Source organism: Mariluticola halotolerans, from assembly GCF_021611515.1.
Lineage (GTDB): Bacteria > Pseudomonadota > Alphaproteobacteria > Rhizobiales > Devosiaceae > Mariluticola > Mariluticola halotolerans.
In genome coordinates this window covers 1144252-1168389 of the sequence record NZ_CP090960.1, presented here as the reverse complement: position 1 = coordinate 1168389, position 24138 = coordinate 1144252, and the positions used below count along the sequence as shown (strand labels likewise).

The window sequence follows — 24138 nt, the reverse complement described above, 5'->3', positions numbered from 1 at the left end:
ACAGGAAGATAATGGCAAAGTTTCAATCTCTGCGCGATGCAGTTGCCGAAAATCTCAATGACGGCGACGTGGCAGCCTTTGAGGGATTTACCCATCTCATTCCACACGCGGCGGCGCATGAAGCCATCCGTCAGGGCTTTAAAGACCTGACACTGGTGCGCATGACCCCCGATGTGGTCTACGACCAGATGGTGGGTATGGGCATGGCGAAGAAACTGATCTTTTCCTATCTCGGCAATCCCGGCGTCGGCCTGTTGCGCCGCTGTCGCGACAGCGTTGAAAACGGCTATCCCCGCACGGTCGAACTTGAAGAACACAGCCACGCCGGCATGGCCAATGCTTATGAGGCAGGCGCTGCCGGCCTGCCGCTGGCCGTGTTCCGGGGCTATAAGGGGGCCGGGCTGGCCGAGGTCAACCCGAACATCAAATCAATCACTTGCCCCTTTACCGGCGAAGAGCTGGCCGCCATTCCCGCCATTCGCCCGGATGTGAGCTTCATCCACGCGCAAAAAGCCGACAAAAAGGGCAATGTGCTGGTCGAGGGCATTATCGGCATCCAGAAGGAAGCGGTGCTGGCTGCCAGGCGTTCCGTGGTGACGGTTGAGGAAGTGGTCGACAATTTCGACGACGTCCACACCAATTGCTGCATCCTGCCGCAATGGGCCATCACCTCGATTGTCGAAGTGCCAGGCGGCGCGCACCCAAGCTATGCCCACGGCTATTATATTCGCGACAATGCCGCCTATCTCGAATGGGACAAGATCGCGGCCGACCGCGACCTGTTTACCAAATGGATGACTGAAAACGTGCTTGAAGCGACCCCGGAAGACTTTGCCGGCCGCGTCGCCAATCTGAGGGATGCATCATGAGCGATCTTGATTTCACCGCTGACGAAATGATGACCATTGCCGCCTCGCGCGCACTGGCCTCCCGCGATGTCTGCTTTGTAGGCATTGGCGCGCCTTCCGCCGCCTGTAATGTCGCCCGGCTGACCCATGCCCCCGATATCACCCTGATCTATGAAAGCGGCACCATCGGCACAGCGCCGGACGTATTGCCGCTTTCCATCGGTGATGGCGAACTCTGCGAGACCGCCGTTGCCACCGTCGCCGTGCCGGAAATGTTCCGCTACTGGCTGCAGGGCGGGCGCATTACCATCGGCTTTCTGGGCGCCGCCCAGCTCGACAGGTTCGGCAATATCAACACCACGGTCATTGGCGATTACGACAATCCAAAAACCCGGCTGCCGGGCGGGGGCGGGGCCCCTGAAATCGCCTCGTCCTGCGGCGAAATCTACATCACCATGAAGCAGAGCCTGCGCGGCATGGTCGAAAAGATCGACTTCTTCACCTCCTTTGGCCATGGCGATGGCGGCAATGCCCGCGAAAAGCTTGGCATCACCACCAAGGGGCCAACTCTTTTGGTTACCGATCTTGCGGTGTGGAAACCCGACCCCGAGACCAAGGAATTCACTGTCGTTTCGCTCCATCCCGGGGTAACCCGTGAACAGGTGCAGGAAACCTGCGGCTGGACGGTCAAATATGCCGACCATCTGGAGACAACACCTGCGCCGACACCGGACGAACTTAAAACCTTGCGTGATTTAAAGGCCCGTACGAAGGCCGCACACGAAGGCACTGGAAAGGCTGCTTAATGACCGACGCATATATTTGCGCTTATATCCGCACTCCCATTGGCCGTTTCGGGGGCGCACTGGCGCCTGTGAGGGCCGATGATCTGGGGGCGATCCCCATCAAGGCCCTGATGGCAGCGCATGACATCGACTGGTCCGATGTTGATGAAGTGATTTTTGGCTGCGCCAATCAGGCCGGCGAGGACAATCGCAATGTCGCGCGCATGAGCGCGCTTCTGGCAGGCTTGCCCGAAACTGTGCCGGGCACCACCATGAACCGGCTCTGCGGGTCGGGCATGGATGCGATCATCACCGCCGCCCGCGCCGTCAAATCCGGCGAAATCGACTTTGCCATTGCCGGCGGTGTCGAAAGCATGAGCCGCGCGCCGTTTGTCATGCCCAAGGCATCAAGCGCCTATTCGCGCAATGCCGAAATCTATGACACCACCATTGGCTGGCGTTTTGTAAACCCGTTGATGAAAAAGCAGTACGGCGTCGATTCCATGCCGGAAACCGGTGAGAACGTCGCCGCCGACTACAAGATCAGCCGACAAGATCAGGACGCGTTTGCCGCGAGAAGCCAGGCCAAAGCCGCCGCCGCGCAGGAGAACGGGCGTCTGGCCCGGGAAATCACCCCGGTGACCATTCCCCAGCGCAAGAAAGATCCCATTGTCGTCGACAAGGACGAACACCCCCGTGCCGGTACCACGGTGGAGGTGCTCGCCAAGTTGCCAACGCCCTTCCGTGAAGGCGGCAGCGTCACCGCCGGCAATTCCTCCGGCGTCAATGACGGGGCAGCAGCCCTGATCATTGCCTCGGCTGAAGCGGCCAAACGCCATGGCCTGACCCCGATTGCCCGCATTGTTGGCGGGGCCACAGCTGGCGTGCCGCCGCGCATCATGGGCATGGGCCCGTCACCGGCAACCCAAAAGCTTTGCGCCCGCGAGGGGCTGAAAATGGACCAGTTCGACGTGATCGAACTGAACGAGGCTTTTGCCAGCCAGGGCATTGCGGTTCTGCGTGAACTGGGCGTTGCGGCAGACGACGAGCGGGTCAATAAAAATGGCGGTGCCATTGCGCTCGGCCATCCGCTCGGCATGTCCGGGGCGCGTATAACTGGTTCTGCGGCCTTGGAATTGTCGCTGACAGGTGGCAAGCTGGCTTTGGCGACCATGTGTATTGGTGTGGGACAGGGGATCGCCATAGCGTTGGAGCGCGTTTAGCTTATGCCGGTGTCGCCGTTCGATCATCCCTTTCTTTCCGGTCTGACCGGCGACGCCAGCATCGCAGAGTTTTTTTCGGCTGAAGCCGATTTGGCGGCCATGCTCAAATTTGAGGCCGCCCTGGCCTTGGCCGAGGCCGATGAGGGGGTCATTCCCCGCGCATCGGCTGACGCCATCGCCGCCTGCTGCGAAACCTTCTCGCCCGATATGGATGAACTGGCTAAGGCGACGGCCCGCGATGGTGTTGTTGCACCCGAACTGGTGCGCCAGTTGCGTGTGGCCGTCGGCGAGGATCATGCAGCTTATGTGCATTTTGGTGCCACCAGTCAGGATGTGATCGACACAAGTCTCGTGCTGCGTCTGCATCAGATATTGCCCCGGTTTGGCAAAAGTCTGGACACGATGACCCGGACCATGGTGCAGCTGGTGGGGCTGCATGGCGACAAGCAGCTGACCGGGCGCACACGCATGCAGGATGCCTTGCCCATTACCGTCGCTGACCGGATCAACAGCTGGCGCGCGCCGCTGATGCGTGAGCGCGAAACCCTGCGCACGATCAAACCGAAAGTCTTCATCACCCAGTTCGGTGGTGCCGTGGGCACGCTGGAGAAGCTGGGTAACAAGGGGCCTCAGGTCACCAAAAGGCTGGCAGAAAGACTTGGTCTCGGCGTTGCGCCCGATGTGTGGCACTGCGAGCGCGATGGTCTGGTCGAACTGGCGTCATGGTTGTCGCTGGTCACCGGCAGCCTTGGCAAAATGGGGCAGGATATCGCCCTGATGGCGCAAAACCCGGTTGCAGAAATTCGGCTGGCGGGTGGTGGCAAGTCCTCCGCCATGCCGCACAAACAAAACCCTGTGGGGGCGGAAGTGCTGGTGGCGCTGGCCCGTTTCAATGCGGTTCAGGTCTCGGCCATGCATCAGGCCATGGTGCACGAGAATGAACGCTCGGGTGCAGCCTGGACGCTGGAATGGCTGGTATTGCCACAAATGATCAACGCGACCGCCGGTGCCTTGCGCACCGCCAATGCGCTGCTCGCCGCGGTTGATACGATCGGCAACTAGAGCGGGTACCTTGCCTCAACCGGACGCAGGGAGTATGCCGGTTGCAGGGAATGGGGGAGTTTTGTGAGAGTAGTTATTACCGGTGGTGCCGGATTTATCGGGTCGCGCCTGGCGCGCACCTTGCTGGAACAGGGCACATTGGCCAATCAGGCCGGCGCGCAAACCAGAATAGATTCGCTGGTGATCTTTGATCAGGTCGCCCCGGAGCATCTGCCAAAAGACAACCGGCTGGAGATTGTGGTCGGTCAGGCCGATGACAGGGCCACCTTGCAAAAAGTGCTTGCCGGTGCCGATAGCGTTTTCCACTTCGCATCCGTTGTCAGCGGTGGGGCTGAGGCCGATTTGCAGCTTGGCCTTTCGGTCAATCTCGACGGCACCCGCATGCTGCTCGACATTCTGGCCGACGAGGGGCGCAAGCCGCGGCTTGTGTTTGCCAGCTCCGGCGCGGTCTATGGCGTAGGGGCAGAGCCGGTTACCGATCTCACCCCGACACACCCGAAAAGTTCGTACGGCGTGCAAAAGCTCTGCTGTGAGCTTTTGATTGGCGATTATGGGCGCCGGGGACTGGTGGATGGCCGCGCCATGCGCTTTCCCACCATTGCGGTGCGCCCCGGCAAGGCGAACCTTGCCAATTCATCCTTCATTTCCAACATTGTGCGCGAACCGGCTGCGGGCCGCGCAACCATTTGCCCGGTGCCTGAAGACACCGAGATTTCGCTGATGTCGCCGGGCCGGCTGATCGCTGCCATCATCAAGGTCCATGATCTGGATGCAACGGCGCTGGGCTGGCCGCGCGCGCTGCTATTGCCCGCCGTCAAAGTCAGTGTCCGGCAAATGCTCGACGCGCTAGAGGCGGAACTGGGCCCCAAAGCCCGGCAACTGGTGACGTTTGACGAGGACGCGGGCATTCACGCCATGGTCAAAAGCTGGCCCGTTGACGTTGTGGCCACCCGCGCTGAGGCGCTGGGCATCGCCGCAGACGCCGACGCGACCGAAATTGTGCAGGATTATTTGTCAGAGTACCCGCCGGTCACCTTTTAGATCAGTCTTTGCTGACATACATAACAACGACCGGTCCCGCCGGTCGCGAATAACTCTTCTAGCGGCGCAAGCCGGAAAGCCTTCAAATGGAATTCTTCTCTGATCCGGGTGCGCTTGGGGCATTTTTCTCCGTCGTTATGATCGATCTGGTTCTGGCGGGCGACAATGCGGTGGTCATTGGCCTTGCCGCCGCCGGCCTGCCGGCAGAGATGCGCCGCAAGGCGGTGCTTTTCGGCATTCTTGCGGCAACTGTCCTGCGCATCGGGCTGGCCGTGGTGGCGGTGCAGCTGCTCGCCATTGTTGGTTTGCTGCTGGCAGGGGGCCTTTTGCTGCTCTGGGTCTGCTGGAAGATGTGGGTCGAGATAAGGGATCAGAGAGCCCATGAAATCATGGCGCAGGAAGCGCTGGAAGACACGGACCTCAATGCCGATGGCAGGGTCGGCGCGCCGGTTAAAACCAAGTCCTTCAAGCACGCCATCACCCAGATCGTTGTCGCCGACGTTTCAATGTCTCTCGACAATGTGCTCGCCGTTGCCGGTGCCGCGCGGGATCATACCGAAGCCCTGATTTTCGGGCTGGGCCTGTCCATTGTCCTGATGGGTTTTGCCGCGGCCTTCATCGCCAAACTGCTCAACCGTTATCACTGGCTGGCCTATCTGGGTCTGGGCATCGTACTGATTGTCGCCCTGCGGATGATCTGGCATGGCGGCGAGGAAATCCTGCACCAGTTCTAGAGCGGGTATAAAGCGCGCCATGGCAGTAAATTCGTAACCATAGCAAGCATTTCCCGCCACAATGCGGGGCTTGCTAGGAATTTGCTAGGTTCACGCTTTTAGGGTGTTGGCAATTGCCATAACCAAAAGCTCCATTATGTCGTTAAGTGCTGATACTCTTGCCGGAAGCCACAAAGCACCGCAGGCCCTGCGTAGCGCCGGTGCTGTCGCCGGTCATGCCGTAAATATCGAACATGTTTCGGGTGAAGTCTGGGACGAGACGATCGCGACCTTTGACGGGGTATGTCAGGAACAGCTCTACACCTTTGCCAAAAACCGCTGGCCCGGCGTCACCTGCGAACCGGTTCTGTTCGTTGAGGACGGGGAGGTGGTCGGTGGTGTGCTGACCATGGTCCAGCATTTGCCGCTTAAGGTTGGTGCCATTGCCGTGTCGAAATGGGGCCCGATCTTCAAGGATGGCAAACGGGCAGATTTTGAATCCGTTTACGCCGCCGCCATCGAGGCGCTGATCGAGGAATATCACGACAGGCGCGGCATGATGATCTCCGTTCTGCCCCGTGCCGCCTGGGCCGACACCAATATCGAATTTGATTATCTGCAGGCGCGCGGTTTCCGCCGCGGCGCGCAATTGAAATTTCCCGACCGCTACGTGGTCAATTTGCGGCTCGATGACGAAGCCCAGCGCAAAAGCTTTGCCCAGAAATGGCGCTACCATCTCAACAAGTCGATGAAGGCGGAGCTGGAATTCGAATATGCCGGGCCCGAGCGTATCGGCGAGTTCAACGCGCTTTACGAGGCGATGACCGACCGCAAGAAATTCGCCGACCATTCCGCCTATGACGACACCATCCACCCCCTGATGGAGATGGAAAACGACACGCTGCGCCCCGAACTGTTCTTTGTCCGCCACAAGGGCGAAATCGTCGCCGGCGCCGTCATCTTCAAGGCGGGCGATACGGCGGTCTATCTCTATGGGGCCACCAATGCTGAGGCGCTGCCCTTGCGCGCCGGCTATTTCATGCATTGGCACATCATCCGCTGGCTGCGCGATAATACCAAAGCTACCTGGTATGATCTGGGCGGCACCGACGGCTTTCAGGGCCTGCACCAGTTCAAAAAAGGCATGGTTGGCGACGAAGGCGTGATTTCACCCGTACCCCCGGTGCTCAATTATGCCAGCCGTTTCCTGCCATTTCTCACCGGCACGCTGGCCTTTGCCGCCCGCGATATTATAGCCGAAATCCGGCACCGGATTGAAAAACTCCGTCCCGATGCGGCGCGCCCCGATCAGGAGCGCTAGATGAAACTCGGTCGGCGGCTTCTGTCCCAGTCCGCGGTGATTTTTGCCGCCCGCATCCTTGGTGCGGGGCTGATCTTTCTCGCCCAGGCGGCCATTGCCCGCCTGTGGGGCGCCGAGATTCTGGGCGAATATCTGCTGATCATCGCCGCCTCCAATCTGGTGGCGGTTGTCCTGCCTCTCGGCTTCCATACGATCGGTACCTATTTTGCCGCCGAATACAGCGCCCGGAATGACCGCCGCATGCTCGAGGCCTTCCTGCGGCGCAGCTATGGCCATATTCTGCTTGTCGGCGTGCCCCTCATTATCCTCGCCGCGCCTGTTGCCGGGCTTTTTGGCGTTGCTGGTCACCAGATTGCCGCGCTGGCCATGCCCGCAGCGCTGATGGCCGTTGCAACGGCGGTGATCTTCAACAACACAGCTTTTCTTGTCGGCCTGCGCCGGCCCTTTGCCGGGTTCTTTGCTGAAATCGTCTTCAGGCCCTTGCTGATCATCGGCGCGTTCATCATCGCCGCCGCCTTTTTCACCGAAGGCACACGGCTGGCCGTTTTTCTATGGCTGTTCGCTGTGGCCTATCTGGCCATTGCGCTGGTGCAGTTCTGGCTGGTTCTCAGGGCCACAAGGCAAATCACCGACACCATCCCCGTCCGTGCTCCCGACAGCGCCCGCTGGTGGCGTTTTGCGGCGCCCTGGGTGCTGATTTCGCTGGCCACAGAGTTCTTTTTCGATATCGATCTGCTGGTGCTCTCCATGCATCTCAGCCGTGAAGACCTGGCCATTTTCGGCATTTGCGCGCGCATATTCGCGCTGATCTCGTTCGGTGTTGCCTCGGTCTATGCCGTCACCATTCCCGATATTTTTGAGGCCGAAGCGCGCAATGATCGCAGCGGTTTCCACCACCGCATCGGCGAGGCCAATCTGGTCGCCAGCCTGATTGCCATCATATTGTCTGCCGGCGTTTTCATCGGCGGGCCACTGGTGCTCTCAATATTCGGTCCCGAGTTTGCGGCCGGTGCCTGGCCATTGGGCATTCTCAGTCTGGGGCTCGTCGTGCGGGCTGTGTTTGGCCCCGCGACAATGGTCCTGTCGATTTACGATCAGCCCTATGCCAGCCTGCCGGCCGTTGGGGCCGGGCTCCTCAGCCTCATTGGGCTGAACTATCTGCTCGTGCCGTCATTTGGCTTGATGGGCGCGTCGTTTGCCGCGCTGCTGGCTATTGTCATCTGGTCTGCAGGGTTGTGGCTGACGGCCTGGCGGCTGGCCGGTGTCGATGTGTCGATTGTCGCCAGGCTGCGGGTCCTGCATCAGGCTAAAGCCCAAGCAGCCGTTTCATCCGACGCTTGAACCGCCCCAGCCGGCCTTCACTGGGTACGCCGTGGTCATAGCCTTCGGTAACCTTGGTCAGCGGGTGCTCGAACAGCATATAGTCTTCACCAAACATCTGCTTATCCAGTGTCGCCACATGCACATAGCCAAAGCGGTTCAGCAGGGCGTTCGCCGTTGCATTATCCGCCTTGGTATAGGTGGCGATCTTGTGAAAGCGCCCATTGTCCCAATAATCGCTGAAGGCGCGGGTGGCTGCCAGCGCGTGGCCTGCATGCCGGTTCTCCGGCGGCATATAAGACCATTGCAGCCACAGCGTGCCATATTGCGGGCTGTTGATCATGATGCCTTTGGGCACATCGTCTTTGACGATCATCATCACATGCGCGGGGTCCACATCAAAAAGCCGCTGCAGATAGGGCAGGCCCAGTTGCTGCTTCTCATGCGCCTTGAACATGTCGTTGTAATAGGGTGAGGTCTCGATGGCCTCTTGCAGCCAGCGATGCGCCTGCACAAGTTCATTCGGACGTGCCGGGCGGATGGGAGGCGCTTTCTGGGCTCTGGTTTCAGTTTCGCTCAATTTGTGGTCTCCCGCCTGAACCGGCTTATTTTGCCCAACGCTAGCAAACGGAAGTTACGCCAAGGTGAAGTTTGCCTGTCACCGGCTCACCTGTTGCAGCCCGCGCCGATGTCCCGAAATGACGGGTGGTGATTTCAAGTACAAACAAGGGTCGTTGAAAATTGCGATGAGGGGATTAGGGTTTTGGTTAGCAAACGCGCAGCTATTAGCCCTTGTTAATAATTATAATGACTTTGGCGAAGATAATCCCCGCAATTAACAGGACGCATGCAGGGACGTTTACGCTATGTTTGGGACCAATAAAAATCGGTTGTTACCGGTTATTGTCATTATTTTTTCGACACTGCTGACGAGTGTTGCCATGGCCGATGATTGGGTGGCCACAAAGCTGCGCGGCGGTGTTTTCGCGTTTGATGGGGCCGGTTGGGTCAAGGTCGAACGCGGTACAGTGATTTCCGACAATCGGGTTATCCGCACTCTGCTCAGTGGCCGTGTTGCCTTCACACGCGATGGCGAGACCATCGAAATGGGGGGCGGTACCCAGATCAGCATTCGCGACAAGTCCGGTCGCCGCTTCACCACTGTTGATGAGCATTATGGCCTCGTGACAATTGAAGCCGAGGTTGAAAACGTCCAGCATTTCGCCGTGAAAACGCCTTACCTGGCGGCGGTGGTCAAGGGCACGAAGTTCTCGGTCCGCGTCCGTGATGGCAAGGCCAAGGTTGAGGTCAGCCGTGGCCGTGTTGAGGTCGAGGATCTTGAGCGCGGTTTGAAGGTCAATGTCGTGCCCGGTCAATCCGCATCGGCGGGCGATACGCCGCTGGAGATTTCAGGTTCCGGCCAGCTCGATACCATTGTGACACTTGATGGCAAGCCTGCGGTCGTTCCGACTGTCGAGAGCCCCGGTCACTCTGGCAGCGTATCGGGTCAATCTGCCAATAGAGCTGGCGGGGCCGGCGGTGTTGTCGGCTCAACGGTGTCCCGCGTTGGCAGCACGGCATCAAACGTGGTTGGCGGTGCCTCAAGCGCTGTTGGCAGTGTTGCAAGGGGTGGTGGCAGTGTTGCCAGCGCCGGTCGCAGTGCCGTTTCCGGTGCAACGGGCGCCGCGTCGAGCGCAGTCGAAACGGTCACAGAAACCGTAACGGAGACAGTCGATAGCGCAGGTAGCGCCGTTTCCGAAGTGGTAAGTGGCGTGGGCGGTGCCCTTGGCGGCCTTTTGTAGCCCGGTCAGGCGCAAATTCCGTTTTTGGTAACCTCGCTCACCTAGAATTGGGCGCACTGCTGAATTAAGGCGGCAATCACCGTATCACGCGATCCATGCGGATATGGTGATTGCTATTGATCGGGTTCCTGGGCCGCTCGTTTCGGATAGACGCTTGCAAAATATCAAACGCCAATTTCTCGATCTGTTTATCGTGCTGCTGGTTCTTCTTTGCAGCATATCCGGCGCGTTTGAACCTTTGGACAACGCGCTGAAAAGCTTTCGCTTCGGCGTGGCGACACGCCCGGCAACCGGCAATATTGTATTCGTGGCGATCGATCCGAAAAGTCTGGCGTCCGTTGGTGTGTGGCCGTGGCCACGCCACGTGCATGCCGAGCTGATCGATAAACTCCTTGATCTAGATGTCTCGGATATTGTTTTCGATGTCGATTTCAGTGCCGCCTCGAACGAGCGCGATGATGCGCTGATGGAAGCAGCCCTGGTCAATGCGGGCGGCTTTGTCAGCCTTGCAGGGTTTGCGCAGCAAAAATCAGCCAGATCAGACGAACTTGAATTTACCGAGCCTTTGCCCCGCTTCGCCGCCGAAGCGGGTGTCGTTGCGGTCAATGTGCGCACCAGTGCCGATGGCGTGCTCCGCCGCTATCCCTATGGTATTCGGGTCGGCGACACGCTTTATCCCTCGCTGGCCGGGATGTTGAGCGATACCCCCGCCGCAGACGGGGAATTCGCAATCGATTTCGGCATCGATCCGGAAACGGTCAACGTGATCTCGGTTGTCGATATTCTTGAAGAGCGTGTTCCCGCTGCAGCGATAGCTGGCAAACAGGTGGTTGTCGGTGCCAGCGCGCTCGAACTGCGCGATAATTTCACGGTCCCGCGCTACGGCATTTTGCCCGGTGCCATGCTCCAGGTCCTCGCGGCGGAAACGCTAAAACAAAACCGTGCCCTGATCAGTGGCAGCGCCCTTAATGGGGCAACGCTTGCCCTGTTTATCGCGATCGGCTTCCTGCTCTGCCGGTGGAAATTCGGTCTGGCGGCGGCCGTTGGTGTGGTGGCGTTGCTGGGGGTGGGGTCCGAACTGATTGCGGTCATCCTGCAGGCGGGTTCTGCCATCACCATCGACACAACAGCCGGCCATATTGTCTTTGCGGCCCTCGCTTTGGCCGGTCTTTCCCGCGAGCTCAACCTGCGCCGTTTTCTGCTGGGCAAAACCCGCCGCGAGCGCGATGTGACCCAGCGTATTCTCAATCGGGTGATTGCCGATAATTTCGACGGTGTATTGGTGATTGCTGGCGATGGCACCGTGCTGACGGCAAGCCGGTTCGCCGATGAAATACTCGGTCTGACCGATGGGCAAACCACCATCGGGGCAGATATGACGAAAATTCTGCCGCCGGTACTCGCCACCGAGGTCAAGGTCGCCCTGCAATTGCAGGACGATGTCGTTCAGGCACCCGAGCCGCATGAAGCCACAATTGTCGACCGCACGGGCGCAAAAAGAGTTGTCGAATATGTCATCACCCTGTCGCGCGTGGACGCGGAGCAGGGCCGGGACGCGCAGGAGCAGGGCAATGCCGTCGCCTGCCTCACGTTCCGCGATATCACCGACCGGCGCGCAACCGAGACGCGGCTGACTTACCTGGCAGCGCATGACCCGCTGACCGGTGCGCTCTCACGCACGAAATTCTCCGAACTGATCAACAGCGCCATGCAATCCGAGGATGGGCAATTGGTCGGCATGACGGTGATCATGCTGGACCTGTCGCGCTTCAAGATCATCAACGACACAATGGGGCATGCCAGCGGTGACGAATTGCTGCGCCAGGTGGTGGAGCGCTTCAAGGGCTGCGATGTGGACTGTGTGGCCCGGCTTGGCGGCGACAGCTTTGCCGCCGCCCGCGCCGGCATTCTCGATGGCCCTGAACTGGATAGGTTCTGTAACCAGGTTCTGCATTCTGTGTCGGCTGATTATCGCCTCGGAGACCGCAAGGCGATGATCGGGGCCCAGATCGGCGTCACCACCACCGACGATTCCGGCTATGATCCCGATATGTTGATTTCCCACGCCGATATGGCGCTGTCGGCCGCCAAGGCCTCGCCGGTCAATGGTTATGCTGTTTATAGCCGGGAGATGGATGCGCGGCTCAATGAACTGCGCGAAATGGAAAGCGCGCTGCGTCAAGCGATTGCCGAGGACCAGTTTTTCGTTCTCTATCAGCCGCAGGTGCTGCTCGAAGACCAGTCAATGGTCGGTGTTGAGGCGCTGGTGCGCTGGAACCACCCCACACTTGGTCTGGTCTCGCCGGCCAAGTTTATTCCCGTGGCCGAGGAAACAGGCTTGATCCTTGATCTGGGACGTTGGGTGCTGATCGCCGCCTGCAAGGAAGCCGCCTCATGGCCCCGGCAGGTCAAGCTGGCGGTCAATGTCTCGCCCATGCAGTTCGAGTTCGGGGACGTCGTCGAGGATATAAAGAACGCGCTCGAGCTGTCCGGCCTGTCACCGGCCCAGCTCGATGTGGAAATCACCGAAGGCCTGTTCATTGCCAATCCGGAACGGGTTACCCGCAAGCTCGAAGAAATCAAGGCTTTGGGCGTCGGCGTCGCACTGGACGATTTCGGGACCGGCTTTTCGTCGCTCAGCTATCTGGGACAATTGCCGATCGACAAGATCAAGATCGATCAGGCTTTCGTCCGTGGCTTGCCTGAAGATCAGCACGCGGCAGCAATCGTGCGTGCGGTCATGACTTTGTCCGAGTCTCTTGGCAAGAAAGTGGTTGCAGAGGGGATTGAGGATGCAGATCAGGCATGGATGCTCAAATTGGCGGGATGTCATATCGGGCAGGGGTATTATTTCGGCAAGCCAATGGCTGGTAGCGACATTGTCGCGCGCATGCAGCACCGTGATGCGAACGCCAAAACGGTTGTCGCGCGCTAGCTTCTGGCTGGTTCCCGCATTGCTGGCCTTGAGTGTGCTGCCGCTGAAAGCGGCGACGCTGGAACAAATGGCCGGCCAGATGATCATGGTTGGCTTTAGCGGCAATTCAGCCTCGGACGCCTCTGTGAGGGCGCTGACCGATATCATCGCCAATGGCGGCGTCGGCGGCGTCATGTATCTCAAGTTCAATGTGCAAAGCCTTGCCGCCGTCACGGCGATGAACGCCGCTTTCACCGCAGCTTCCCCGGATTTGCCACCCTTTATCGCGCTTGATCAGGAAGGCGGCAGCATCGAGCGGCTGACCGGCGATGTTGGCTTTACTGAAATTCCCTCGGCCGCCAGGATAGCCGCTGCACAATCTCCCAAGGGCGCAGGTGAGGTCTACCAGACGATGGCCGAGGGGCTTTCAGCGCTGGGTTTCAATCTGAACTTCGGCCCCGTCGTTGATCTCAACGTCAATCCGGACAACCCCATCATTGCGCGCTATGGCCGCGCCTATGGGCGCGATGCGACGCGCGTGGCAGCCTATGCGGGCGCGTTTGTTGCAGCCCATCATCGCGAACGGATGCTCACCGTCCTCAAACATTTCCCCGGCCACGGCTCATCGCGTCAGGATAGCCATGCGGGTTTCGTCGATATCACCAAAAGCTGGCAGGCCGATGAACTCGAACCCTATCGGACCCTGATCAGGAACGGCCTTGCCGACATGGTCATGGTGGGGCACCTGTTTCACCAGAAATTCGCTGTCGATACCGAGGCGCAGCCGCCCGCCAGTCTTTCCCGCACATGGATCACCGGCGTCTTGCGCAACCAGCTCGGTTTTGACGGCGTGGTCATCAGCGATGATCTGGAAATGTCGGCCATCCGCGAACATTTCGGCTTTCGCGCAGCGATTGTGCGGGCCGTAAAAGCGGGTACAGATATCCTGCTTTTCTCCAATACTGTTCAATATCGAATCGGACTGGCTGAAGAGGTGCGGAATATCTTGATCGAAGAGGCCGGACGGGATGCCGCTTTCAAGGCACGCATTGTCGAGAGTTACGACCGGATTATAGAGCTAAAACAACAGCTTGGCGGATAGAAAAAATCTTCTTGTTCGATTCATTTTCAAATGATAAATGGTCAGCAATGCTGACCTAAAATGGGGTGTCGAAATGGACACGACGTTGATTCTTGGTTTTCTGCTTTTAGCAATACCTTCATATTTCACGCCCGGGCCGAATAATCTGATGCTGTTGACCTCATCGGCCAAGTTCGGCGTGCGCCGCACAGTGCCGCATGCTTTGGGCATCATTTTCGGATTTCCCTTTATGGTATTTGCAGTTGGCCTGGGGCTGGGGGAGGTATTCACCTGGTTTCCAGCCCTCAAAACCATCCTCAAATATCTCGCCGCCGCCTATTTTCTGTGGATGGCCTGGCATCTTCTCGGCCTCAAGATCGGCGCGGCAACCGCAACCGAACGCGCCATGACCACGCTGGAAGCAGCGCTGTTTCAGTGGGTAAATCCAAAGGCTTGGGCCATGGCCGCCAGCTTCGTCGCCGCCTTTGTTATCCCCGGCGACGGCAGAATAACCTCTATTGTATTGCTTACCTTGGGCTGCCTTGCTATCGCTCCGCTCTCTTCTGTGGTCTGGATGGTTTTCGGCCAGCAGTTGCAGAACTTGCTGCGCCGTGCGGGTGCGGAACGGTTTCTGGGGCTAATTCTCGCCTTGCTGATGGTTGCAGCGGTTGTGCTGTTCCTTCTTTGACGGGTTCCCGGTAAACTGTCACGAAACCGTTGTGGAACGGCTTCATGTTCCGCGCGGTTGCCGGGACCGAAAGGACAGATTCGTTTGATGGCAGATAAAAACGAGGTGAGGCGCGTCAGGGCGCTGTTCATATCGGACGTGCATCTGGGCATGCGCGCCATTCAGGTTCAGAGATTGCTTGATTTTCTGCGCAATCACGATGCGGAAATGATCTATCTGGTCGGCGATATCCTTGACGGATGGCGCTTGCAAAAATCATGGCGCTGGCCGGCTGAGTATAATGAACTCACCCAGGCGCTGCTCGACAAGGCGGGTAAGGGCACACGGGTGGTCTACCTGCCGGGTAATCATGACGAATTTCTGCGCGAATATCTCGGCACCTATTTTGGCGAGATTGAATTCATCGACCGCACCATCCACACCAGCGCGCAAGGGCTGACCTATCTGGTCATCCACGGCGATCAGTTTGATGTCGTGGTCCGCCACGCCAAATGGCTCGCTCATGTGGGCGACTGGGCCTACAATTTTGCCCTCCGCGTCAATATCGTCATCAACTGGATCCGCCGCCGGCTGGGCCTCAGCTATTGGTCTCTGTCCGCCTGGGCCAAGCAAAAGGTCAAGGGCGCGGTCAGCGTGATCGGGCGTTTTGAAGAAGCTTTGTCACTCGAGGCGCAACAAACTGGCGTCGACGGCGTTATATGTGGGCACATTCATCATGCTGACATGCATGATCGGCTAGGCATACATTATATCAACACCGGCGATTGGGTGGAAAGTTGCACCGCTGTCGCCGAGACTTTTGATGGCGCGTTCGAGTTGATCCGCTGGACAGAAGCGGTTCCGGAAAAGCCGAAGCGCCGAGGCTTGAGGAAGGCGAGGGCTGGTGGATAAGGTTCTGATCGTCACGGATGCCTGGAAACCACAAACCAACGGGGTTGTGCGTTGCCTGGAAGCCGTGAGTTCAGAATTGCGCAGCCGCGGCTTCAAAGTAGTGTTCCTGTCGCCAGACAAGTTCTGGACGCTGCCAATGCCCACTTATCCCGAAATCCAGCTGGCCCTGGCCCCGATTGGTGCCGTGGGTGACTTTATCAACCGGCACCGCCCCGACCATATCCACATCGCCACCGAAGGCCCGCTCGGCTTTCAGGCCCGCATGCATTGCGAGGGTGAGCAGCTGGCGTTCACCACCAGCTACCACACCCGTTTCCCCGAATATCTCGCCGCCCGTATCCCTGTGCCCGCTGAAATGCCGACCGAGGTGAGCTACGCCTATTTGCGCTGGTTCCATTCAGGCGCTTCCACCACCCTGGTGCCAACCCGTTCGGTCGCCTCGGAGTTGCAGCAGAAAGGTTTCGACAACCTCACTGTCTGGTCGCGTGGCGTGGACAAGGCGCTGTTTTCCCCTGGGCCAAAAACCCGGTTCACCAATTTGCCGGGGCCGCACCTGCTTTATGTCGGGCGTGTCGCCGTCGAGAAAAACGTTGCCGCTTTTCTGCAACTCAAAACCCCCGGGTCCAAAATCGTGGTGGGTGACGGTCCGCAGCTTGAGGAGCTGAAGCAACGGTTTCCTGACGCGCACTTCCTCGGCCGCAAAACCGGGGCGGAGCTGACAGAGCTCTATCGCAGTGCCGATGTTTTCGTGTTCCCAAGCAAAACCGACACGTTCGGCAATGTGATGATCGAGGCCATGTCCTGCGGGGTACCTGTCGCCGCCTATCCCGTGACCGGGCCCATCGACGTGTTGACCGATCCCGCTTGCGGGGCGATGGACGAAGATTTGCACATCGCCACCGCCAAGGCGCTTGCCCTATCGCGTGACGCTGCCAGCGCCCATGCGGCGCGCTTTACATGGGCCCATTGCACCGATCAGTTTCAGACGGCCCTGGTGCCCGCGTTAGCCCGGCACCACCACGCCGCGTGATCGATAATACGCGCTGCCTTGCAAAACCGTCGGTCAAGGCGCATGCTGGTCGGGAAATACGAATAATTCCGGGACGTTAATCAATGAATCTGCCAATCGCGGCGCGGCTGGGGACACCCGTCCACCGCACGTCCTTGTTCTATTTTTCGCTATATATGCTGCCCGCTGTCGCCAATCCCTATTTGCCGCTCTGGCTGGCAGATCAGGGGATTTCGGAGACTGAGATCGGCACCATCAACGCCGTGCCGATCTTTGTCATGATTTTGCTCAACCTGGTTGTCGGGCGTATTGCAGACAAGGCCAGTGACTGGCGTCAGGTCATCATATTCGGCGCCCTGTTCGCCGGCATTATTCCTGTTGGTCTGTTTTTCGTGCAGGGCTTTTGGAGCATTTTGATTGTCTGGGCGCTGATTATCGTGCCCTTTCAGGCCATCGCGCCTGTGGCTGATGCCGCCACCATCCGCCTGGCGCGCCGCACTGGCGCGAATTTTGGCGCGATCCGGTTATGGGGCACAATCGGCTTTATGTGCATGACGCTGACAGCGGGTGTTCTGCTGGACCAGTTCGGGGTGTCCATTTTCGTGACGATAATTCTGGCTGTCAGCCTGTTCCGGGGCCTGATCTCCCTGCAATTACCCTATTTTCGCGCGCATGAAGGGGTGCAGTCGGAACCGGGCACCAAGCTGGAACCGCTCTCCGAGTTTCAGCCCGTCAGCCCGCTTGTCGCCACCCGCCTCAAGGAAATATGGCGGCCATGGTTTTTCCTGCCTTTGCTTGGTGCCTCTTTGCTGCATGGCAGCCACATGCTGCAAATGACCTTCGGTGCCTTGCTATGGCGCGAACAGGGGATATCAGCGGCAATTATCGGCCCGCTCTGGGCAGTGGCACCCGCTGGCGAAATACTCGTCATGCTCTATTTCAACCGCATCGCAACCCGCTTTTCAGCCCGCCACCTGATCTTTCTGGCCACGGTTTTCGCCGTGGTCCGCTGGCTGGGCTTTGCCATGGCACCGCCCATCTGGGGTTATGTGCTGCTGCAATTGCTGCACTTGGGCAGCTTTGCCCTCGCTTACATGGGCATTGTCAATTTCATCGCCAACTGGACGAGCGAGAATATCTCGGCTCAGGCCCAAAGCGCGTTTGTGGTGATCAGGCAGGTGGCAACGGTGATTGCCATGGCCGGGTCCGGCTTTCTGGTTGCCACAATCGGTAATCAGGCGTTCTATGTTGCAGCCTTTGTGGCAGCGCTGGGGGGCGCGCTGGTGCTGATCTCCCTGATGTTGATGAGCCCCAAACGCGAGATGCGCGAACAGGTCTTGTCAAAATCATAAATCCGCGGCCCTGAGGCCTGTTGTTTTCCGGAGTGTGTTTCATGCATGTGAATGTTGACACGCGGCTGTCGCCTGAAACGCGCGCCGGTATCTTCTATGCGACCTTTTTCATGAGTGGCGGGGCGGTTGGCGCCTATTTCGCCATCTGGCTGTCGGGCAAGGGCATTTCATCCGGCGATATCGGCATCATTTCATCATTGCCGGTCTTTCTCATGCTGGCCATCAACCTGGTTGTGGGGCGGTTGGCGGATCGGGCCGACGATTGGCGTACCGTCATCATCGTCGGTGCGCTCCTCGCAGGGCTCATGCCTGTCGGCCTGTTCTTTGTCGATGATTTCTGGGGCATTCTGCTTGTCTGGACCCTGGCCGTTGTGCCCATGGCGGCAATCGCGCCGGTTATCGATGCAGCCACCGTGCGCATGACACGGCGCAACGGCAGCGATTTCGCCCGTATCCGGGCCTGGGGCACACTGGGCTTCATGGTGGCTTTGGGGGCCACAGGCTATGTCGTCGCGTTCTGGGGGCCGGGGGCCTATGTGCCGTTTCTGGTTTTTGTCTGCGTGTTGCGTGCCGCCGCCTCCCTGCTGCTGCCCCGTTTCCGCGCGCCGGAACACCTGACCCCGCAGCCGGTTGTGGCGGTCGCCAAAAAGGTCAGTCAGGTCTTCACGCTCTGGTTCACCCTCCCGGTTTTTGCCTTTGCCATGGTGATGGGCACACTTCTGCTGTTCAACACATTCGCCGCGCTGGTGTGGAAAAATGCCGGCCATTCCGAAGCCATTATCGGCCCGCTATTGGCGCTTGGTGCATTGGCTGAAGCGGTGATGATGTTTGCCTTTGTGAAACTGGGCAAACGGTTCTCGGCCCGTCATTTGATCCTGATTTCCGCTGTGGTGAGTGCGGCGCGCTGGGCCATCATGGCGTTTAATCCACCCTTGTGGATATTGGCGCTGCTCCAGCTCACCCATGGTGTGTCTTTCGGCTTTGGGTATCTGGGCATGGTCAATTTCATCGCCAACTGGACCAGCGAAGACATGGCGGCCGAAGTCCAAAGCATGGCTGTGGTCGTGCAGCAGGCCATGTCGGTCATCGCCGTTATTGGCTTTGGCTATTTGCTGCAGATAATGGACGCTCAGGCATTTCTGGTGGCTGCCGCTGTGTGTGTGCTGGCGGCCATCTGCGTCTGGCAGTCATTGCGTATCCGGGCAATCAGCGCTGAAACGGAAAGTGGCCCCGCAGATTAAGCATGCGGGGCCACCGGTCTACTACTTTGGAGGTGGGCCACGGCCCGTACTAAATTCCAGTGCGCCGGGGAGGGTGCCCCGGCGTTGTGCCTAGTTCAACCGGCCGCTGGCATGGGCGAGCATGGTGTAAACCTTGCCGCGATCCGATGTCAGGTGATCCTGTACCGTCACCGCTGCCCGCGGGTCCGCCGCGGCATTGGTCAGCAACTGCTCGAACTCATCCATATAGGCCGCAGCGGTCTCAGCAAAATCGGCATCGCGCTGCAGTTTCTTGCGCACTTCGTCATAGGTGCCCTGGCCGGTCAGCGTGTAGATGCGGCGTGAGAACACATTGGACTCGCCGGAACGATAGCGCTGCCAGGCTTCCAGAAGCGAATTCTCGTCCATGGCCCGGGCAACTTCTTCCGTCAGATTGCTGAGGCTGAAGCTGCGCTGGGTGGACGCACCCGCCTGTTGCTTGGCCGAGGCATTGCGCAGGACGTCACGCAACCAGCTGCCATTCGGTGCCTCGTCACGCATCGTGCCGGGGGCCCGCTGCTGCTGGGCCGGTTCAGCCTGTTGCGGGCGCATCAGCGCGGCAACGGCAGTTGAACGGTCCTCAACTTCAGGGGCAACCTGCCGGGCAGGGGCCGGACGGCGTGCCTGCTCCTGCCGGGGTTCGGGCGCCCGCTGCTGCGGTTCTTCGTGGCGCACAGGCTCTGCCTGCGGCTGCTCATAACGCGGCTGGGAACGCTGCGGCTGTGCAGCTTGCTGTTGCTGCGGACGGCGGCGGCTGCTCACATCATGTGTGCCCGGCTGCGAACGAACGATGGAATTGAGCTCGTTGAGCGCCTCGATCTGTTCGGCAACCACGCGGCGCATGGCGGCGGCGCTGGCCCGGGTTTCCTCGGGCAGTTCCATCACACCGCGCTGCAGTTCGGAGCGGGTCGCTTCCAGTTCATGCCCAACCTGACCGGCAGTGAGGCGCATGGCTTCAGCGGTTTCGGTGAAGCGTGAGGTCGCCGCTTCAAATGCGCTCTGCATTTCAGCCAGCAATGCCTGCTGGATCTGACGAACCTCTTCCCCCGCCCGCTGGCCCTGTGCGCTGGCGGTGTGGGTGATATCGTCAAGCCGCCCGGTGACGGTGTCGGCGGTCGAATTGAGCGCCTCTTCCATGGCCCGGCGCGCCACGATCAGGCGACGTTCGGTTTCGTTGACCGTATCCGAGATCGACTGGGCGAAGGAGCGCATGCGCTCGTCCACTTCGTCGGCACGTCCGGTAAAGCTCTGCACCAAGGCTTCCATGGCATCGCGCCGGTTTTCCAGCGTGTCGATGGTGAAATTGCCCGCATTGGTCAAAGCGTCGGCCGCATTGTTGATATTGGCTGTCTCGGTGTCGAGATTGCCCAGAATGCTGCCGAACTCGCTGACCATGCTCTCGATGGTCGTCTGCAAGGCGCCGACATGGCGCGAAACCAGCTGGCCGGCCTGTTCGGTCGAGGCGACGGCATCGCGAACGGTTTCGGCATAGGCCGTGGTGTGGCCCGAAACCGAGCTTTCCAGCGTGGCCAGATTGCTGGTTGATGTTTCCAGCACCCGCTGCAGCAGCAGGTTGCCTTCGTTGAGGTTTTTGAGGGCACCATTGACGTCCGTGAGGATGCGCGACGAGGAAGCCGCCATGATCTCTTCGGATTCGCGGGCATTCTCGGTCAAGGCTTCGCGCAGGATATTGCCATGGCTGCGCAGGGCGTTTTCCAGCTCGCTGGACCGTGTTGTGATCAGCGAGGAGAAGTTGTCCGTGTGCTCGCTGAGCGTCCGGTTCATGTCCTCGACCTTTTCGCCGAGCTTGTTGGCAGTCTCCAGCGCCCGCACTTCCACCAGGTCTTCGATATGCTTGGACGCTTCGCGAATCTGGCCAAGGGCGGAGCGCACGGCCACATCCATGCGCGCTGCTGTCTGTTCCACATCGGTGGAAATGGTCAGCGATGCGCTGGCAATGCGTGATCCAATGGTTTCCTCGATCTGGTCGGCACTGGCCTCCAGTTCGGACATTGACTGCTGCAATGTCGAGTGAATGCTCTCGTTGAGGGCAGACAGACGATCTGCCGTAATGTCGGCGCGTGCCGTGATGGCCTCGGGCAGGGTGCCCAGACGCTCGTCGACCATATCCTTGATCGACTGACGGGCCTTGTCGACACCGGTCTCGATCAGGCCGGCAGCCTGTTCTGCGCTCTCGGCAATATTGCCGGCAGCGGAATCGATCCGGGCGGTCACGCCGGATTCTGCGTCCGACAGGCGGTTGACGGCACTGTCGACCTCGTTGCCGATGCTCTCGTTCACCTCGGCAATCTTCGAGGTGATGATGGCCGACACGTGGCTGGCGCGGCTGTCCATGGTCTCGGTAACCGAGCGCATGGCGTCGTCGACACGGGACTGAACCGTCTGGCCCTGGGCATCAATGATCTGGGCGATATCCTGGGTATGGCTGCTGATATTTTCGCTGAGCGCGCCCGAGCTCTGCTCGATCTGTGCCGCCATTTTCTGGGTTTCGCTGGCCAGCGCTTCAGCCATGCTTTCGGTACGGCTCGACAGGGTTGTGCCAAATTCGTTGGTCCGGGTTTCCAGAACATCCGAAAGCTTCTGCGTGCGATCGCTCAGCACATCGCCGAATTCGCGGGTGCGGGTGCTCATCGCCTCGGAAAGCTGCTGGCTGCGTGTGCCCAGCTTTTCGGCGAATTCTTTTGTCCGCGCGGCAATCTCGCCATTGATTTCGGTGGACTGGGTCTTGATGACCTCTTCCAGCTTGCCGGTGCTGGCGGTGAAGGCTGCTTCCATGCCCTCGGTGCGTGCAACCAGCCGGTTTTCCAGCGCTTCAGCATTCTGGTCCAGCAGATTGCCCATCCGCTCGGTCTGCTCGCCCAGCACCGTGCCCAAACGTTCGGTCTTGTCGGTAAGGGTGGTTTCCAGCTTGGCGGTTTTCTCGTCCAGCGCGTTCTCAAGCACATTGGCGCTCGAGGAGAAACGGCTGGTGTGATTGTTGAGCGCTTCGATAATGCGTTCGCCCTTGTCGCCCACAACACCGTCGACTTCCTGCAGGCGGGAATCGATGACCAGTGAAACTTCCTCGATACGGGCACCAAGCTGCTGCAGGGTCTGCACGCCAGCCTGGGTCAGCGTGGCGCTGGCCTTCTCGGTGGTCTCGTCCATCGCGCCGCCGATTTCCAGCAGCGTCGTCTGCAGGCGGCTGTCGAGCGCGTTGAGCTTGATCGACATGTTCTCGTCGAGACGATCGGCAATGCTGCTCAAAGCGGTTTCCGCAGAATCCGCACGGCTGCCGATATCGTTGACAATGCGCGAGCCAACCGCTTCCAGCGCGCCGTTCATGGCATAGCCACGGCTTTCCAGCTCGCCAATGATGATCGAGCCGCCTTCTTTCAGCGAATTGGCCAGGGTCGAGGTCTTCTGGTCGATCGACTGGGCCATGGAGATGGCACGGCTGTCCAGTTCCTCGGTCAAAAGGTTGATCCGCTCTTCAAGCACATTGGCCAAAGCGCCGGTGCGCTTGTCAAAGGCGTCTTCAACCATTGTCGCGCGGTCGTCGAATGTGGTGTTGAGCCGTTCGGCGCTCGTGTCCATGGCGCTCAACAGGTCGGTGGTGCGGTTGTCCACAAGCGACACAAATTTCTCGGAACGGCTGTCAAAGGCCATGTTGAGGGTTTCTGTCGCGGAATTGACGGTGTTCCGCACTTCCTCGCCACGGTCGACAATCGTGCCGGACAGTTTTGCACCGGCCTTGTCGATATCCTCAACCATCAGCGTATGCGCTTCAATGATCGCCTCACGCACACGGTCGGAATTGGTGATGACGGATTCGCGCTGTGCGGCAAGTTCCTGAATAAGGCTGCGCAAGCGGATTTCATTGTCGGAATAGGTGCGCTCCAGCGAGGTCACCTCATTGTGCACCATCACTTCAAGCTCACCGGCGCGCGACAGCGCGCGTTCCAGCCCGTCGCCCAGCGCGTTCACTTCACGGCGCACGGCCTGGCCAACCGAGGCAACCTTGTCGGCGGCTGTGGTTTCCGGCTCGGCCAGCCGGATAGCGGCCTGGGTCATGGAAGCGGCGGCAATGCGCAGGTCCTGCGCACGGCGCGCAAGAACCGCCACGGCAAAAAAGCCGAGAACGGGCAGGGCGGCAATGGCCAGCATGCCGGCAAAGTCTGCGGTGGTAACGAATACGCCCCACTGATTGGGCCGTGCCAGCTGGTCGCCAAAGCGCAAGGCGCCGATATAGCCGATAGCGGCAACCCAGATCGCCGAGACGAGCAGTGCAATCCAGATCGGCGCGGTCGAGGCGCGCGACTGCATGGACTGCATGAGTTTGGAAGAGGGGAACCGGTCATCATTCGCCGGAGCGCTGGCCTGATTGGCGATTTTTTCTGCAGCGCGAGAGCGTTCCGCAGGGGCAGCGGCGCGTGGCGCCTTGCTTTTGCCGGGTGCCCGCTCGGGCTCATCAATGCTGAAAACTGAATCTCTCAAGGCATTTTCAACCGCAGAGAATGCCAATGCAGCCGGATCATTAGCGGAGGATTCTGATTTATTCGCCATACTCTTTACAACTCTCGCCTAGGCTAAATTTGGCCTGATGGCAGCAAGGATAGAGTTATGGCGATAAACCACATGGCCTCTCAACCATGCCACCCCGGAATTGCAATTTGCCCCCGAAAGTGACCCTCAACCCGCGCCGCCGTGCGCTGGTACTCACAGTTCTACAAGTAGCACCGCCTCAGGCTTAATCTTTATTAAAAACCCGTTAATTTGGCAAGGCGGTTAATGCTGATTGAAGGGGATAAATCACCCCCTGGCAAGCT

The 24138-nt window shown here is 59.3% G+C and carries 18 protein-coding genes; 16 read left to right on the top strand and 2 right to left on the bottom strand.

The features are described from left to right. Positions 1–11 precede the first annotated feature (11 nt). The 8 genes from L1P08_RS05640 to L1P08_RS05605 all read left to right on the top strand — a co-directional run bounded on the left by L1P08_RS05640 (position 12) and on the right by L1P08_RS05605 (position 8334). Complete coding sequence (locus L1P08_RS05640; RefSeq protein ID WP_303619025.1) at positions 12–869, top strand: CoA transferase subunit A; 858 nt, start codon at positions 12–14, stop codon at positions 867–869. Continuing rightward, positions 866–1654: a CoA-transferase subunit beta gene (locus L1P08_RS05635; RefSeq protein ID WP_303619024.1), complete on the top strand. Its 789-nt coding sequence runs from the start codon at positions 866–868 to the stop codon at positions 1652–1654. The genes L1P08_RS05640 and L1P08_RS05635 overlap by 4 nt, the downstream gene beginning before the upstream one ends. Next, the gene (gene pcaF / locus L1P08_RS05630) at positions 1654–2856 is read left to right on the top strand and encodes a 3-oxoadipyl-CoA thiolase (RefSeq protein WP_303619023.1); all 1203 of its coding nucleotides are present in this window, start codon (positions 1654–1656) and stop codon (positions 2854–2856) included. Before L1P08_RS05635 ends, pcaF begins: the two co-directional genes overlap by 1 nt. Before the next feature lie 3 nt (positions 2857–2859). Further along, the gene (locus L1P08_RS05625; protein ID WP_303619022.1) at positions 2860–3918 is read left to right on the top strand and encodes a 3-carboxy-cis,cis-muconate cycloisomerase; all 1059 of its coding nucleotides are present in this window, start codon (positions 2860–2862) and stop codon (positions 3916–3918) included. Between the two features lie 63 nt (positions 3919–3981). After that, positions 3982–4959, top strand: a complete 978-nt coding sequence (gene denD, locus L1P08_RS05620; protein ID WP_303619021.1) for a D-erythronate dehydrogenase — start codon at positions 3982–3984, stop codon at positions 4957–4959. Positions 4960–5045: 86 nt separating this feature from the next. Further along, the gene (locus tag L1P08_RS05615; RefSeq protein ID WP_303619020.1) at positions 5046–5693 is read left to right on the top strand and encodes a TerC family protein; all 648 of its coding nucleotides are present in this window, start codon (positions 5046–5048) and stop codon (positions 5691–5693) included. A gap of 136 nt (positions 5694–5829) precedes the next feature. After that, entirely contained in the window at positions 5830–6993 is a 1164-nt protein-coding gene (locus L1P08_RS05610; RefSeq protein ID WP_303619019.1) for a lipid II:glycine glycyltransferase FemX, read from the top strand. Further along, positions 6994–8334: a lipopolysaccharide biosynthesis protein gene (locus tag L1P08_RS05605; protein ID WP_303619018.1), complete on the top strand. Its 1341-nt coding sequence runs from the start codon at positions 6994–6996 to the stop codon at positions 8332–8334. It abuts the gene before it with no gap. Here the strand turns inward: L1P08_RS05605 and L1P08_RS05600 are convergent. Continuing rightward, positions 8300–8893, bottom strand: coding sequence for a GNAT family N-acetyltransferase (locus tag L1P08_RS05600; RefSeq protein ID WP_303619017.1), 594 nt, complete (start codon positions 8891–8893; stop codon positions 8300–8302). The two genes, L1P08_RS05605 and L1P08_RS05600, sit on opposite strands and share 35 nt — an antisense overlap. Before the next feature lie 361 nt (positions 8894–9254). Here L1P08_RS05600 and L1P08_RS05595 point away from each other — a divergent pair, with 361 nt between their 5' ends. From L1P08_RS05595 to L1P08_RS05560, 8 genes are all read left to right on the top strand, one after another. Next, a complete protein-coding gene (locus tag L1P08_RS05595) occupies positions 9255–10115 on the top strand; it encodes a FecR family protein (RefSeq protein WP_303619016.1) in 861 nt (286 codons plus the stop codon). A 154-nt stretch (positions 10116–10269) separates the two neighbouring features. Beyond that, positions 10270–13050, top strand: coding sequence for an EAL domain-containing protein (locus L1P08_RS05590; RefSeq protein WP_303619015.1), 2781 nt, complete (start codon positions 10270–10272; stop codon positions 13048–13050). Further along, the gene (locus L1P08_RS05585; protein WP_303619014.1) at positions 13019–14131 is read left to right on the top strand and encodes a glycoside hydrolase family 3 protein; all 1113 of its coding nucleotides are present in this window, start codon (positions 13019–13021) and stop codon (positions 14129–14131) included. Before L1P08_RS05590 ends, L1P08_RS05585 begins: the two co-directional genes overlap by 32 nt. A 73-nt stretch (positions 14132–14204) precedes the next feature. Further along, positions 14205–14798, top strand: a complete 594-nt coding sequence (locus L1P08_RS05580) for a LysE family translocator (RefSeq protein ID WP_303619013.1) — start codon at positions 14205–14207, stop codon at positions 14796–14798. An 87-nt stretch (positions 14799–14885) separates the two neighbouring features. Further along, positions 14886–15689 carry a UDP-2,3-diacylglucosamine diphosphatase gene (locus L1P08_RS05575; protein WP_303619012.1) on the top strand — a complete coding sequence of 268 codons (804 nt, stop codon included), beginning with the start codon at positions 14886–14888 and terminating at the stop codon, positions 15687–15689. Beyond that, positions 15682–16719 (top strand): glycosyltransferase family 4 protein, encoded by a 1038-nt coding sequence (locus L1P08_RS05570; protein WP_303619011.1) that lies wholly within the window; start codon positions 15682–15684, stop codon positions 16717–16719. The genes L1P08_RS05575 and L1P08_RS05570 overlap by 8 nt, the downstream gene beginning before the upstream one ends. An 83-nt stretch (positions 16720–16802) precedes the next feature. Then, positions 16803–18050: an MFS transporter gene (locus tag L1P08_RS05565; RefSeq protein WP_303619010.1), complete on the top strand. Its 1248-nt coding sequence runs from the start codon at positions 16803–16805 to the stop codon at positions 18048–18050. A 41-nt stretch (positions 18051–18091) separates the two neighbouring features. Continuing rightward, positions 18092–19291: an MFS transporter gene (locus L1P08_RS05560; RefSeq protein ID WP_303619009.1), complete on the top strand. Its 1200-nt coding sequence runs from the start codon at positions 18092–18094 to the stop codon at positions 19289–19291. Between the two features lie 90 nt (positions 19292–19381). Here the strand turns inward: L1P08_RS05560 and L1P08_RS05555 are convergent, their stop codons facing one another. Further along, positions 19382–23806, bottom strand: a complete 4425-nt coding sequence (locus L1P08_RS05555; protein ID WP_303619008.1) for an apolipoprotein A-IV repeat region-like domain-containing protein — start codon at positions 23804–23806, stop codon at positions 19382–19384. Positions 23807–24138 lie beyond the last annotated feature (332 nt).

What these genes read in the sequence shown, in the direction of transcription:
- L1P08_RS05595 (WP_303619016.1), top strand. Translation starts at nt 9,255, where the DNA reads ATGGCCGATGATTGGGTGGCCACAAAGCTGCGCGGCGGTGTTTTCGCG.
- L1P08_RS05635 (WP_303619024.1), top strand. Translation starts at nt 866, where the DNA reads ATGAGCGATCTTGATTTCACCGCTGACGAAATGATGACCATTGCCGCC.
- L1P08_RS05615 (WP_303619020.1), top strand. Translation starts at nt 5,046, where the DNA reads ATGGAATTCTTCTCTGATCCGGGTGCGCTTGGGGCATTTTTCTCCGTC.
- L1P08_RS05575 (WP_303619012.1), top strand. Translation starts at nt 14,886, where the DNA reads ATGGCAGATAAAAACGAGGTGAGGCGCGTCAGGGCGCTGTTCATATCG.
- L1P08_RS05625 (WP_303619022.1), top strand. Translation starts at nt 2,860, where the DNA reads ATGCCGGTGTCGCCGTTCGATCATCCCTTTCTTTCCGGTCTGACCGGC.
- L1P08_RS05585 (WP_303619014.1), top strand. Translation starts at nt 13,019, where the DNA reads ATGCGAACGCCAAAACGGTTGTCGCGCGCTAGCTTCTGGCTGGTTCCC.
- pcaF (WP_303619023.1), top strand. Translation starts at nt 1,654, where the DNA reads ATGACCGACGCATATATTTGCGCTTATATCCGCACTCCCATTGGCCGT.
- L1P08_RS05610 (WP_303619019.1), top strand. Translation starts at nt 5,830, where the DNA reads ATGTCGTTAAGTGCTGATACTCTTGCCGGAAGCCACAAAGCACCGCAG.
- L1P08_RS05560 (WP_303619009.1), top strand. Translation starts at nt 18,092, where the DNA reads ATGCATGTGAATGTTGACACGCGGCTGTCGCCTGAAACGCGCGCCGGT.
- L1P08_RS05605 (WP_303619018.1), top strand. Translation starts at nt 6,994, where the DNA reads ATGAAACTCGGTCGGCGGCTTCTGTCCCAGTCCGCGGTGATTTTTGCC.
- L1P08_RS05640 (WP_303619025.1), top strand. Translation starts at nt 12, where the DNA reads ATGGCAAAGTTTCAATCTCTGCGCGATGCAGTTGCCGAAAATCTCAAT.
- L1P08_RS05580 (WP_303619013.1), top strand. Translation starts at nt 14,205, where the DNA reads ATGGACACGACGTTGATTCTTGGTTTTCTGCTTTTAGCAATACCTTCA.
- L1P08_RS05565 (WP_303619010.1), top strand. Translation starts at nt 16,803, where the DNA reads ATGAATCTGCCAATCGCGGCGCGGCTGGGGACACCCGTCCACCGCACG.